Raw genomic sequence first — 11,820 nt, 5'->3', positions numbered from 1 at the left:
GCCGCCCCGCCCGCCCGTCCGCGTCCGCGTCCGTCCGGGCCCGGCGGCACCAGAACCGTGGAGGTACCGCCGTGTCCGACTGGCGTGTGCGCGCCGTGCGCGCGAGCAAGCGACCCTTCAGCCGTCCCGCTCCGCGGCCCGCCGACCGCACCGCGGCCCCCGAGCACTCGATGGACCCGCGCTCCGAACAGCACCCCCACTCCGACGAACCCGTCTCGCTGGAACGCTCCGTCGTCGACGCCGCCGTCTACCGCGACGGCCGCCGGATAGAGACACCCACCAGCCTCGCCGAGATCTACCGCGAACTCCCCGGCAAGCCCGGCACCATGGCCTGGATCGGCCTCTACCGCCCCGCCGAGGCCCAACTCGTCGAAGCCGCCGAGAAGTTCGACCTCCACGAGCTCGCCCTCGAGGACGCCATCGTCGCCCACCAGCGCCCCAAGCTGGAACGCTACGGCGACACCCTGTTCGTCGTGCTGCGCGCCGCCCGCTACCTCGACGACGTCGAGGAGGTCGACTTCGGCGAGATCCACCTCTTCGTCGGCCCCGACTTCGTCCTCACCGTCCGGCACTCCCAGTCGCCCGACATCTCCATGGTCCGCAGCCGCCTCGAAGCCGACCCCGAACTGCTCGCCCTCGGCCCCGAAGCCGTCCTCTACGCCGTCCTGGACGCCGTCGTCGACGGCTACGCCCCCGTCATCGCCGGACTCCAGCACGACATCGACGAGATCGAGACCGAGGTCTTCGGCGGCGACCCCGAGGTCTCCCGCCGCATCTACGAACTCTCGCGCGAGGTCATCGAGTTCCAGCGCGCCACCGGCCCCCTGCTGGAGATCCTCCGCGCCCTCGAGGGCGGCTTCCAGAAGTACGGCACCGACGAGGAACTCCAGCGCTACCTGCGCGACGTCGCCGACCACGCCACCTACGCCGCCGAACGCGTCGACGGCTTCCGCCAGATGCTCCAGAACATCCTCACCGTCAACGCCACCCTGGTCTCCCAGCGCCAGAACGAGGAGATGAAGCAGCTCGCCGAGGCCGGCCACGCCCAGAACGACGAGATCAAGAAGATCTCCTCCTGGGCCGCCATCCTCTTCGCCCCCACCCTCATCGGCACCGTCTACGGCATGAACTTCGACGAGATGCCGGAACTCCACTGGATGTTCGGCTACCCCTTCGCGATCGGCCTGATGGGCGTGGTCTGCGTCAGCCTCTACCTGATCTTCAAGCGCCGCAACTGGCTGTAGCCGCAAGCCGATTGCGGCCCGACCCCGGTGCCGGGCCGGGTCGGATCGGGCCGGACCCGGCTGGGGGCGGGTCGAACTGGTCGGTGAGTGGGACTCGTTGGAACTCGTTGGAACTCGGTGGAGCGGGTGGGGCCGGTGGCGCCGCCGCCCGGGGTGCCGTCGGGTGTCCGGGGACCGACGCGGCCGGTCGTCCGGGTGCCCCGGGACGGTGTGGGCGGCGGTGCACGCCGGGCCACCCCGCGGGGGCGTCCGGGGAGCGGCGCGACCCCCGCCGGGTGGCGGAGCTCCATGCTCGTGCGTCGCCGCCCCGTCGCCCCAGGGCCGATGGTCCCGCCGGCGGCGGCCTGAGGGTCCTGGTCCCGGGGCCGTTCCGCGACGGAAGGCCCTGGCCGGAGGGGGTCTGCCGGGCCGTGGGCTGGGCGGGGTGCTGCGGTTCAGGCCGCGGCGGTGCGGACGTGCGGGTGGCCGCCGTGCAGGGATTGCAGGGCGGCGGCGAGGCGGGCCGGGTCCTGGCGGAGCCACAGGCGCAGCGCGGTGCCCAGCGCGGCGGAGGGCGTGGGCGCCGGGTGGGGGACGTGCTGGGCGGCGTACCGGGTGGCCAGGTGGGTGGCGAGGGCGGGCAGCAGTTCGACGAGTTCCGGCGGGAGCCAGACCGTCACCGCGCACGGGGCGAAACGGTTCGGGGGCTCGGCGGGCCGGGGCGCATCCCGGGTGAGCAGCATGGGCAGCACGTCCAGCAGCGCGTCCGCGACCACCTCGGAGACGTCGCCCCGGTGCCCGTGCGCCAGCCGTCGCAGCAACGTCCGCTCCGCGGTGGTGAGTCGGACCGTCAGCATGACCTCGTCGGATTCCATCGCACGGCCTTCCCCGGGCGTCCACGCCCACCCGATCGGCCCGCCTGGCGGGCCGGACACATCGCTGACCCGGGTCACTGTCCACATGCGGGCGGCGCGGCCGGAAGGGCCGAACGGCCCCGGTCGAGGGGACCGAACAGCGGGGCGGGGGTGCCGGGTTCAGGCGGTGGCCGCACCGTCGTGGCGGATCGGGGCGTCCGGGACGCCCGCGTCCGGCAGCAGCGAGCGCACCACCGCCGCGACGATGGCGGGTGGGGCGGCCCGCTCAGGTGCACGGGGGCGGGGCCCGGGCCGAGGGCCGGGTGCGGATTCAACCAGGTCCGGTAGGAGGAGAGTTCGAGCAGGGCGGGCCAGTCGTACAGGACCGCGCGGGGGGTGGGCCGCGACCGTCGGCCGGACCCGGTGGGCGTCCTCGGGGCGGGGTCCAGGGGGTACCCGCACGCAACGGAGCGGCCCCGGACCGGGATCCGGGGCCGCTCCGACGTGCCGGGTCAGGCGACGGCGGGACTCGCCACCCGCTCGCGGCGGCGCAGCAGGCTGCCCAGGGCGAGGCCGCCGGGGCCGGCGGCGGCGATCAGCAGGAACGCCCAGGCGAACATCGCGGCGGGCTCGCCGCCGTTCTGGATCGGCCACAGGGCGTGCTCCTGGTGGACGCTGAAGTAGGCGTAGGCCATCGAGCCCGAGCACACCAGCGCCATGGGCCGTACCGCGATTCCGATCAACACCAGTACACCGCCCACCAGTTGGATCAGTGCCGCCCACCAGCCGGGCCACTCGCCGACCTGCGGCGCCTTGCCGTGGGCACCGCCGAAGACGCCGAACAGGGTGGCCGCGCCGTGGCAGGCGAACAGCAGGGACACCACGATCCGGCACAGGCCCAGGAGGATGGGTCGGGCACGTTCGGCGAGCCGCGAAAGGTCTTCGGTCATGAGAACTCCTCGTGTGGGGACGAGACCTGGAACGGGTGCTGGGAGCGTGCACCGGGACGGCGAACCGCCCGACTTGATGAGCTGCGATCAATTCTGGCGTGGCGTCAGTTACGGGGCCAAGCTTGGAATGCTCTGAGAATCCTATGAATGCCTACCCGCGCCCCACCGCTGAAGCCGCCACCGGGCTCCCGGCAGGCCCCCGGTGGGCGCCTGGCGGGCGCCGCACCTGCTCTGAGCACCTGGTGTACAGCGGGGTATGCGCAGATCACGTCCTCCGTCGGTGGTCGAACTGCGGGAGGCGGACGACGCGGCGGCGGGCGAACCCTGGGAGGCCGGGGTGGACCCGGCGGTGCCGGTCGCCGCCCGGAACCCGTCCCCCGCCCGGGAGCCGAGCGCCCCCGCCCAGCAGCCGGTCACCCGGCCGCGGCGGGCTCCTTCCGGCGGGCCGCGGCGGCCGTGACCGTCACCTTGAGGTGCTTCATGATCGGCTGGTCGCTCTGCGTGCTGTGGTCGCCGATCGCGCACAGCACGTTCATCTCGGGCATGTACCCGGCCGCGCAGCCGCGCGGGATGTCGTACGGGACGGCGAGGTAGCCGTGCAGCGAGCGGGTGGAGCCGTCGCGGGCGGTGGCGGTGACGTCGACCGGGTCGAACTCGGTGAGGCCCCGCTCGCGCATGTCGTCGGGGTTCATGAAGACCAGGGTGCGCAGGTTCTTGACGCCCCGGTAGCGGTCGTCGTCGGAGTAGATGGTGGTGTTCCACTGGTCGTGCGAGCGCATGGTGCCGAGCGCGAGGGTGCCGGGCGCGGGGACGACGTCGGGCAGCGGGGCGGCGGAGAACTCGGCCTTCCCGGAGGGGGTGAGGAACACCAGCTCGCGGGCGGGCTGCTTGATCCGGAAGCCCAGCGGTAGCCGCACCCGCCGGTTGAAGTCCTCGAACCCGTCCAGGACTTCGGCCATGGTGTCGCGGATCCGGTCGTAGTCCTCGACGTACCACTCCCAGGGCGTGGCGCTGTCCGGCAGCGCCGCGCGGGCGATCCCGGCGACGATGGCGGGTTCGGAGAGCAGCAGCGGGGAGGCGGGGCGCTTCATGCCGCGGGACAGGTGCACCATGCTCATCGAGTCCTCGACGGAGCTGGACTGCTCGCCGCCGCGCTGGCGGTCCTTCTCGGTGCGGCCCAGGCAGGGCAGGATCAGCGCCTGCCGCCCGTGCACGAGGTGGCTGCGGTTCAGCTTGGTCGACACGTGCACGGTCAGCGCGCAGGTGCGCAGGCCCGCGTGGGTGTAGGCGGTGTCGGGCGCGGCCAGCGCGAAGTTGCCGCCCATGCCGACGAACACCTCGATCTCGCCGCGGTTCATGGCCTCGATCGTCGCGACGGTGTCCTTGCCGTGCCCGGTGGGCGGATCGATCCGGCAGACCTCGCGCAGGCGGTCCAGGAACTCCCGTCCCGGCCGGTGGTCGATGCCGCAGGTGCGGTTGCCCTGGACGTTGCTGTGCCCGCGCACGGGGGAGGGGCCGGCGCCCTCGCGGCCCAGGTTGCCGCGCAGCAGCAGCAGGTTGACGATCTCGCGGACGGTGTCCACCCCGTGCTCGTGCTGGGTGACGCCCAGGCACCAGCTGACGATGCTGCGGTCCGCGTCCCGGTAGATCCGGGCGGCCGCCAGGATCTGCGCGCGCGAGACGCCGCTCTGCCGCTCGATCTCCGCCCAGGAGGTGGCCTCGCACACCGCGCGGTACTCCGCGAAGCCGCTGGTGTGCCGCTCCACGAAGCGCCGGTCCAGGGCCTTCGGGTCGTGCGCCGACTGCTCCAGGAGGGCCTTGGCCATGCCGCGCAGCAGCGCCATGTCACCGCCGATCCGCGGCTGGACGTTCAGCGTGCTGGTCCGCGTCGACTTGTTGAGCGCCATGTCGACGAAGTCGTGCGGGATGATCGTGCGCCGGGCCGCCGCCTCGACCAGCGGGTTGACGTGCACGATCCGCGCGCCCCGCTCGTACGCCGCGGCGAGCGCGGTGAGCATCCGGGGCGCGTTGGAGGCGGCGTTCACGCCGAGGATGAACAGGGCGTCGGCGGCCTCCCAGTCCTTGAGGTCCACCGTCCCCTTCCCGGTGCCCAGCGCGGCCTGCATGGCGCGTCCGCTGGCCTCGTGGCACATGTTGGAGCAGTCCGGCAGGTTGTTGGTGCCCAGCTCACGGGCCATCAGCTGGTACAGGAACGTCGCCTCGTTGCCCAGCCGCCCGGAGGTGTAGAACGCGGCCCGGTTCGGGTCGTCCAGCTCCCGCAGGGTCCGGCCGACCAGCTCGAACGCGTCCCGCCAGGCGATCGGCCGGTACCGGTCGGTCTCCGGGTCGTACACCATCGGCTGGGTCAGCCGGCCCTGGTCCTCCAGCGCGAAGTCGCTCCACTCCGACAGCTCGGTGACGGTGTGCGCCGCGAAGAACGCGCGGTCCACGCGCTTGCGGGTCATCTCCCAGCCGACGTGCTTGATCCCGTTCTCGCAGAGGTCGAGCTTCAACCCCTTGAGGTCGTCCGGCCAGGCGCAGCCGGGACAGTCGAAGCCGCCGTCCTCGTGGTTCATCCTCATGATCGCGCGCGGCCCGTCCAGGTACTCGCCCTCGCGGACCAGGAACTTCGTCACGCTCTTCGCCGCGCCCCAGCCGGCCGCCGGGTGGCGGTACGGCTCGACGGCGGGCGGCTGCCGGGGCGCGTCCCCGACGCTCGGTCCGACGCCGTCGGGGGCCGTGGGGGCGGCAGGGTCGGCGGGGGCGGGCCGGGGGTCTTCGGAGGAGTGCACGGTGGTCGCCTTCCGGGGCGGAACGGCGGGCACCACGGCGGTGGCACCCGGTCGGCGGGCCCCTCGCTCGGAGCCCCGCCTCCCAGGAAGCCAGCTCCACGGGCATCGCGCCCGCCGGGGCGTCCCGGGGCAGGTCGTTACCGGGTCCGGGCGGGCCGCGACCGTACGCTCTCCCTCGGCGGCAGCGGGCCGGTGCACGGGCGGGCGGAGGCGACGGGGTGAGCGACGGGCCGGCGGAGCAGCGGACCGGGACGGCATCGACCGGGACGGCACCGACCGGGACGGCACCGACCGGGACGGCACCGACCGGGACGGAACCGACCGGGACGGGGGAGGCGGGCGCATCGACGGAGCCGGAGGCGGCCCGGACGGACCAGGCCGAACGGGCGATGGGCTTCGCCCTGGCGCTGGGGCAGCGGCTGTTCGAGGCGGGGGCCGAGACCAGCGCCGTCGACGCCGCGCTGGCCTCGGTGGCCGCCGCCTACGGCCCGCACGACGACCTCCAGGTGGACATCACCGCCCGGACGATCACCCTCTACCACCGCCCGGCGGAGGGCCGGCCGACGTCGATGACCCGGGTGACCCGCACCGACGAGAGCCGCTCCCTGGACGGGCTCAACCGGCTCTACCGGCTGGTGCTGCGGATCCGCTCCGGACGCCTGCCGCTGGCCCGGGCCGAACGCCTGCTGGCCGACTCCGACCGGCTCTCCCGGCGGCCGTGGATCGCCGGCGCCCTCGGCGGGGCCACCCTGGCGGCCTCGATCAGCCTGCAGGCCGGCGGCACCGCGGGCGCGGTGGTGACGGCCTTCGTCCTGCAACTGCTCTCCGGCCGGCTGGGGTGGCTGCTGGGCCGGGCCGGGCTCCAGCCGTTCTACCTGTCGGCCGCCCAGGGCGCCGCCACCGTCGGCGCCTGCACGCTGCTCCTGCAACTCGACGTCCTCACCGGCCGGGAGGCGGTGGCCGCCGCCGCGGCGGTGCTGGTGCTGCTGCTGCCGATCCTGTCGGTGGTCTCGCTGGCCGAGGACGCCGTCAACGGCTACGCGCTGATGGCCGCGAGCCGCCTGATCACGGTGGCCACCCTGTTCGCCGGGCTGCTCGGCGGCACCGCCCTGGCCGGCCTCGCCGTCCGGGACTGGGCCGACAGCGCCCACTACGTGCACTTCGCCGCGCTGACCCCGCCGGTGGTGCTGCTGGCCTCCGCCGTCGGCGCGGCCGGGAACGCCGCCTTCAACGGGGGCGGGCCGCGCCTGCTGCTGCCGGCCACCGCCGCCGGGCTGGTCGCCGGGGCCGCCAACCTCGTCCTGCACACCGCCCTCCCGGTGCCCGTCGCCCCGGCCGCGTTCTGCTCCTCGGCGCTGCTGGCCCTGCTCGCCGCCCTCGTCGCGCCGCGCCTGCACCTCACCCCCACCGTGATGATCCTGTGCGGCATCACCGGCGCCCTGCTGCCCGGCCCCGCGGTCTTCCAGTCGCTCGCCGCGGCGGCGGCCCGCACCGGCGGCGCGGGCGCCGGTTTCGCCAGCGCCCTGCTGACCACCACCTCCCTCGGCTTCGGCGCGGTCCTCGGCACCACCCTCGGACTGCGCCTGCTCGCGGCCCGCTCCCGGACCCGCCCGGCCGCCGCCGCCGCGCCGTCCGTGCCCTGAACCGCGCCGCCGTCCGTGCCGCCGCACCGTCCGTCCCGCCGCCCGTGCCCTGAACCGTGCCGCCGCCGTACCGGCCGGGCCCGGCCGACTGCCCCATCGGGGTGAGCCCGGCGGGTGTCGCGGCCGGTCGCGGCGCCCGCGGGCCCTATCGTCGGCAGGGCTCCCGGCCGGGGGCCGCGGGGCGACGAGTGCGGGGAGTGGCATGGCGACCGGAATCCCCCCGACCGAGCACGTCCCGCAGGCACCGGCGTCGCGGGTGCTGCGCCGGTGGAGGCTGTGGCTGGTGCCGGGGGTGCTGAGCGCGCTGGTGGCGCTGGTGCTGTCGCTGCTGTACATGGGCGGCATCCTGTCGCCGCAGGACGACCTGCACCGGATGCCGATCGCGCTGGTCGACTCGGACGCCGGGCCGCCGCCGCCCGGCCGCTCGGCGCCGCTGGGCGCGGAGCTGGCGGACGCGGTCGCGGCCGGGACGCCGCCGGGGCAGGTGCAGTGGCAGCGGCTGTCCATGGCCGAGGCCCAGGACCGGCTCTCCTCGGGCCGGGTGTACGGGGCGCTGGTGGTGCCGGAGGACTTCACCCGCAGCGTGGCCGCGCTGACCACCGGTCAGGCGACGGCCCGTCCGGTGCTGCTGACGCTCACCAACCCGGGCACCGGGTCGCTGGCGTCCTCGCTGGCCGGGCAGATCACCCAGCTCGCGGCGCACCGCTCCTCGACCCGGCTGGGCGAGCAGCTGACGGCCGCCGCGCCGGACGCGCCCGCCACCTCGAAACTGCTGCTGGCCGACCCGGTGGACGTGCAGGTCCGGCAGGGGCACCCGATCGCCCGGCACACCGGGCTCGGCCTGAGCGCCTTCTACTACACGCTGCTGCTGGTGCTGGCCGGCTTCCTCAGCGCCAACCTGGTGCACAACGGCGTGGACGCGGCGCTCGGCTACGCGGACAGCGAGATCGGCCCCTGGCACTCGCGCCGCCCGACGGTGCCGATCAGCCGGACCCAGACCCTGGTGGTGAAGATGGCGATGACGGCCGGACTGTCGGCCGTCACCGCCTCGATGATCATGCTGGCCACGATCGGCATCCTCGGCATGGACGCCCCGCACCCGGCCCTGCTCTGGGTGTTCTCGTTCTGCGCCTGCCTCACGGTCGGCCTGGGCGTGCAGGCGATCAACGCGGCGTTCGGCTCGATCGGCCAGCTGGTCGCGATGTTCGTCTTCATCGCCCTGGCCCTGCCCTCCTCCGGCGCCACCATCCCGCTCCAGGCCACCCCGTCCTTCTACCGCTTCCTCGGCGCCTTCGAACCGATGCGCCAGGTCGCCGGCGGCGTCCGCGCGATCCTCTACTTCGACGCCCGCGCGGACGCCGGCCTGACCCGGGCCTGGCTGATGATCCTGCTCGGCTTCGCGGCGGCCCTGGTCTTCGGCTTCGCCATGACCCGCTACTACGACCGCAAGGGCCTGCACCGGATGGTCCCGGCACCGTCCTGAGCGGGCCCGCGCGCGTCCGGGGAGGGTGGCCGGCCCCGGTCGCTGCTGCGGCGGCGGTGCGGAACTACCGGGCGCGCGGGGGGAGTTCGCCGGAGCCGCGGGGGATGAGGCGGGTGGGGACGGTGACCGTGCGGGCCCGGGTGCGGTCGCCGTCGAGGCGGGCCAGGGCGATCCCGGCCGCGGCGGTGCCGATGGCGACCGGGTCCTGGGCCACGGTGGTGACGGCGGGTTCCAGGACCTCGGCGAACGGGAGGTCGTCGAAGGAGACGAGCGCGACGTCGCGCCGGCCGGCCCGGGCGGTGCCGAGGACGGTGCCCATGGCGGCGAAGTTGTTGGCCGCCAGGATCGCGGTCGGCGGCTGCGGGGCGCGCAGGACGCGCTGGACGGCGTCGGCGGCCTCGGCCTCGGTGTGGCCGTCGAGGACGAGCGCGCGGTCGTGGGGCAGCCGGGCGGCGTCGAGCGCCTCGCGGTAGCCGGCCAGGCGTTCGCGGCGGGTGTAGAGGGTGGCCGGGCGGTCGCCGACGAAGGCGATCCGGCGGTGTCCGGCGGCGATCAGGTGGGCGGTGCCCTCGCGCGCGCCGTCCCGGTTGGAGCTGACCACGCTGTCGGCGGTGAGGCCGGTGCCGGGACGGTCGAGGAACACCACCGGCAGGCCCCCGTCCCGGGCGGTGCGCAGGTGGGCGTGGTCGGCGCCCGCAGTGGGGACCACCAGCAGCGCGCTGACCCGGCGGGCCAGGAACGTCGCGGTCAGCGCCCGTTCCCGTGCGGGGTCGTCGGCGCAGGAGCCCATCAGCAGGGTCAGCCCGCGTTCGCGCACCGCGCTCTCGATCCCGCCGGCGACGGAGCCGTAGAACGGGATGCCCATGTCGGGGATGATCAGGCCGACGGTGCTGTCCGGGCCGCCGACGCGGATGTTGCGGGCCATCAGGTTGGGCTGGAAGCCGAGCCGCTCGACCGCCGCCATCACCTTCTCCCGGGTCTCCCGGGAGGTCGGCCCGTCGCCGTTCAGCACCCGGGAGACGGTCTTGGCGCTCACGCCGACCTCCCGGGCGACATCGTTCAGCGTCGTACGACGGGGCGAGGCCATGGACCACCGTTCCGGCTTCGTCCGGCGCGGGCCCCGCCGTGCTGGACGCGGCCCCCGCACGGACCTGTCTGGTCAGTTCGGGCGGACCCCGGCGGCGGCGTCATCGGCCGGCCGGGCGTCCGCGACGACAGTACCGCCGCGGCCGGGCGCCGTTCCGCCGGGCGGCCCGGCCACGTCCGACCCCGGCCCCGACCCCCGGCCCTGATTCCGACGCCGGCCCCGATCCCGACCCTGGCTTCGAGCGGGCGGGGCTCCCTAATATGAGCACTCCTCGCGTTTCCCGGATCGTGCCGTCTGGAAGGACCCCCATGACCGACCGCTACGACCTGCCCGCCGGCTTCCGCTGGGGCGCCTCCACCGCCGCGTACCAGATCGAGGGCGCGGTCGACGAGGACGGCCGGGGCCCGTCGGTCTGGGACACCTTCTGCGAACGGCCCGGCGCGATCCGGGACGGCGACACCGGACGCACCGCCTGCGACCACTACCACCGCTGGCCCGAGGACATCGCCCTGATGCGCGAACTCGGCCTCGACACCTACCGGTTCTCGCTCGCCTGGCCGCGCGTCCAGCCCACCGGCCGCGGCCCCGCCAACCCCGCCGGACTCGACTTCTACGACCGCCTGGTCGACGGCCTCCTGGACGCCGGGATCACCCCGCTGCCCACCCTCTTCCACTGGGACCTCCCGCAGGCCCTCGAAGACGCCGGCGGCTGGCTGCACCGCGACACCGCCCACCGCTTCGCCGACTACACCGCGCTGGCCGCCGACCGGCTCGGCGACCGCGTCCCCGCCTGGATCACCCTCAACGAGCCCTTCGTGCACCTGGTCTACGGCCACGCCCTCGGCATCCACGCCCCCGGCCACGCCCTGGTCCTCGACGCCCTCCCCGCCGCCCACCACCAACTCCTCGCCCACGGCCTGGCCGCCGCCGAACTGCGCACCCGCGGCCTCGACGTCCTGATCGCCAACAACCTCACCCCCGTCCGCCCCGCCACCTCCGATCCCGCCGACGTCGCCGCCGCCGACGCCTACGACGCCCTGCACAACCGCCTGTTCACCGACCCCCTCCTCCTCGGCCGCTACCCCGACCTCACCGCGTACGGCCTCGGCCCCGGACCCGACCTCGGCGGCGCCGTCCGCGACGGCGACCTCACCCTCATCGCCGCCCCCGGCCTCGACGGACTCGGCGTCAACTACTACAACCCCACCCGGATCGCCGCCCCCACCGACCCCGGCCTCCCCTTCGCCGAAGCCCCCGTCGAAGGCGTCCCCCGCACCCACTTCGGCTGGCCCGTCGTCCCCGAAGGCCTGCACGAACTCCTCCTGACCCTCCGCGACCGCTACGGCGCCGCCCTCCCCCCGATCACCATCACCGAGAACGGCTGCTCCACCGACGCCACCCTCGACGACACCTTCCGCATCGACTACCTCGCCACCCACCTCGACGCCCTCGCCCGCGCCACCGCCGACGGCATCGACGTCCGCGGCTACTGCACCTGGTCCCTCCTCGACAACTTCGAGTGGGCCGAGGGCTACAGCCAGCGCTTCGGCCTGGTCCACGTCGACTTCACCACGCAACGGCGCACGCCGAAGGCGTCGTTCGCCTGGTACCGCGACCTGATCGCCGCCCACCGGGCCGGGCGGGTCGGCTGAGGAGCCGTCTCTTCTGGTGCCGGGGGTCGTGGGATGGTTGTGGAGGGACTTGTCGAGCGTCCGGTCCCGGACGGGTTGTGGGATTGGTATCGCCGGATAGTGCCGCCAACGGTCTCCGTTCCCTGGAGATCCTCAG

Annotated in this window: 8 protein-coding genes; 4 read left to right on the top strand and 4 right to left on the bottom strand. The window is 74.6% G+C overall.

All coding sequences use genetic code 11. The features are described 5' to 3' along the window. Positions 1-71: 71 nt before the first annotated feature. Complete coding sequence (locus ACIQVD_RS30585; RefSeq protein ID WP_400685472.1) at positions 72-1,244, top strand: magnesium and cobalt transport protein CorA; 1,173 nt, start codon at positions 72-74, stop codon at positions 1,242-1,244. A 434-nt stretch (positions 1,245-1,678) separates the two neighbouring features. Here the strand turns inward: ACIQVD_RS30585 and ACIQVD_RS30580 are convergent, their stop codons facing one another. The 3 genes from ACIQVD_RS30580 to ACIQVD_RS30570 form a co-directional block, all read right to left on the bottom strand. Beyond that, positions 1,679-2,098: a hypothetical protein gene (locus ACIQVD_RS30580; RefSeq protein ID WP_402292373.1), complete on the bottom strand. Its 420-nt coding sequence runs from the start codon at positions 2,096-2,098 to the stop codon at positions 1,679-1,681. A gap of 491 nt (positions 2,099-2,589) precedes the next feature. After that, positions 2,590-3,027, bottom strand: a complete 438-nt coding sequence (locus ACIQVD_RS30575; protein ID WP_402292372.1) for a DoxX family protein — start codon at positions 3,025-3,027, stop codon at positions 2,590-2,592. Positions 3,028-3,440: 413 nt separating this feature from the next. Then, complete coding sequence (locus ACIQVD_RS30570; RefSeq protein WP_402292371.1) at positions 3,441-5,819, bottom strand: FdhF/YdeP family oxidoreductase; 2,379 nt, start codon at positions 5,817-5,819, stop codon at positions 3,441-3,443. Between the two features lie 218 nt (positions 5,820-6,037). Here ACIQVD_RS30570 and ACIQVD_RS30565 point away from each other — a divergent pair, with 218 nt between their 5' ends. Both ACIQVD_RS30565 and ACIQVD_RS30560 read left to right on the top strand, forming a co-directional pair. Then, positions 6,038-7,462 carry a threonine/serine exporter family protein gene (locus ACIQVD_RS30565; protein WP_402292370.1) on the top strand — a complete coding sequence of 475 codons (1,425 nt, stop codon included), beginning with the start codon at positions 6,038-6,040 and terminating at the stop codon, positions 7,460-7,462. A gap of 202 nt (positions 7,463-7,664) precedes the next feature. After that, positions 7,665-8,945 carry a YhgE/Pip domain-containing protein gene (locus ACIQVD_RS30560; RefSeq protein ID WP_400685439.1) on the top strand — a complete coding sequence of 427 codons (1,281 nt, stop codon included), beginning with the start codon at positions 7,665-7,667 and terminating at the stop codon, positions 8,943-8,945. Positions 8,946-9,009: 64 nt separating this feature from the next. On the opposite strand, the gene ACIQVD_RS30555 is transcribed toward ACIQVD_RS30560, so the two are convergent. Next, positions 9,010-10,032 carry a LacI family DNA-binding transcriptional regulator gene (locus tag ACIQVD_RS30555; protein ID WP_402292369.1) on the bottom strand — a complete coding sequence of 341 codons (1,023 nt, stop codon included), beginning with the start codon at positions 10,030-10,032 and terminating at the stop codon, positions 9,010-9,012. A 308-nt stretch (positions 10,033-10,340) separates the two neighbouring features. Between ACIQVD_RS30555 and ACIQVD_RS30550 the strand changes: the two genes are divergently transcribed. After that, positions 10,341-11,684, top strand: coding sequence for a GH1 family beta-glucosidase (locus tag ACIQVD_RS30550; protein WP_402292368.1), 1,344 nt, complete (start codon positions 10,341-10,343; stop codon positions 11,682-11,684). Positions 11,685-11,820: the final 136 nt, after the last annotated feature.

The sequence above is a fragment of the Kitasatospora sp. NPDC090308 genome (genome assembly GCF_044769485.1).
In the GTDB taxonomy this organism is placed as follows: domain Bacteria; phylum Actinomycetota; class Actinomycetes; order Streptomycetales; family Streptomycetaceae; genus Kitasatospora; species Kitasatospora fiedleri.
Note: the sequence above shows the minus strand (reverse complement) of the source record. Positions and strands in the feature narration are given on the sequence as shown.

Excerpts from the sequence above, each read along its gene's own strand:
- ACIQVD_RS30550 (WP_402292368.1), top strand. The coding sequence starts at position 10,341 with ATGACCGACCGCTACGACCTGCCCGCCGGCTTCCGCTGGGGCGCCTCC.
- ACIQVD_RS30580 (WP_402292373.1), bottom strand. The coding sequence starts at position 2,098 with ATGGAATCCGACGAGGTCATGCTGACGGTCCGACTCACCACCGCGGAG.
- ACIQVD_RS30555 (WP_402292369.1), bottom strand. The coding sequence starts at position 10,032 with ATGGCCTCGCCCCGTCGTACGACGCTGAACGATGTCGCCCGGGAGGTC.
- ACIQVD_RS30560 (WP_400685439.1), top strand. The coding sequence starts at position 7,665 with ATGGCGACCGGAATCCCCCCGACCGAGCACGTCCCGCAGGCACCGGCG.
- ACIQVD_RS30575 (WP_402292372.1), bottom strand. The coding sequence starts at position 3,027 with ATGACCGAAGACCTTTCGCGGCTCGCCGAACGTGCCCGACCCATCCTC.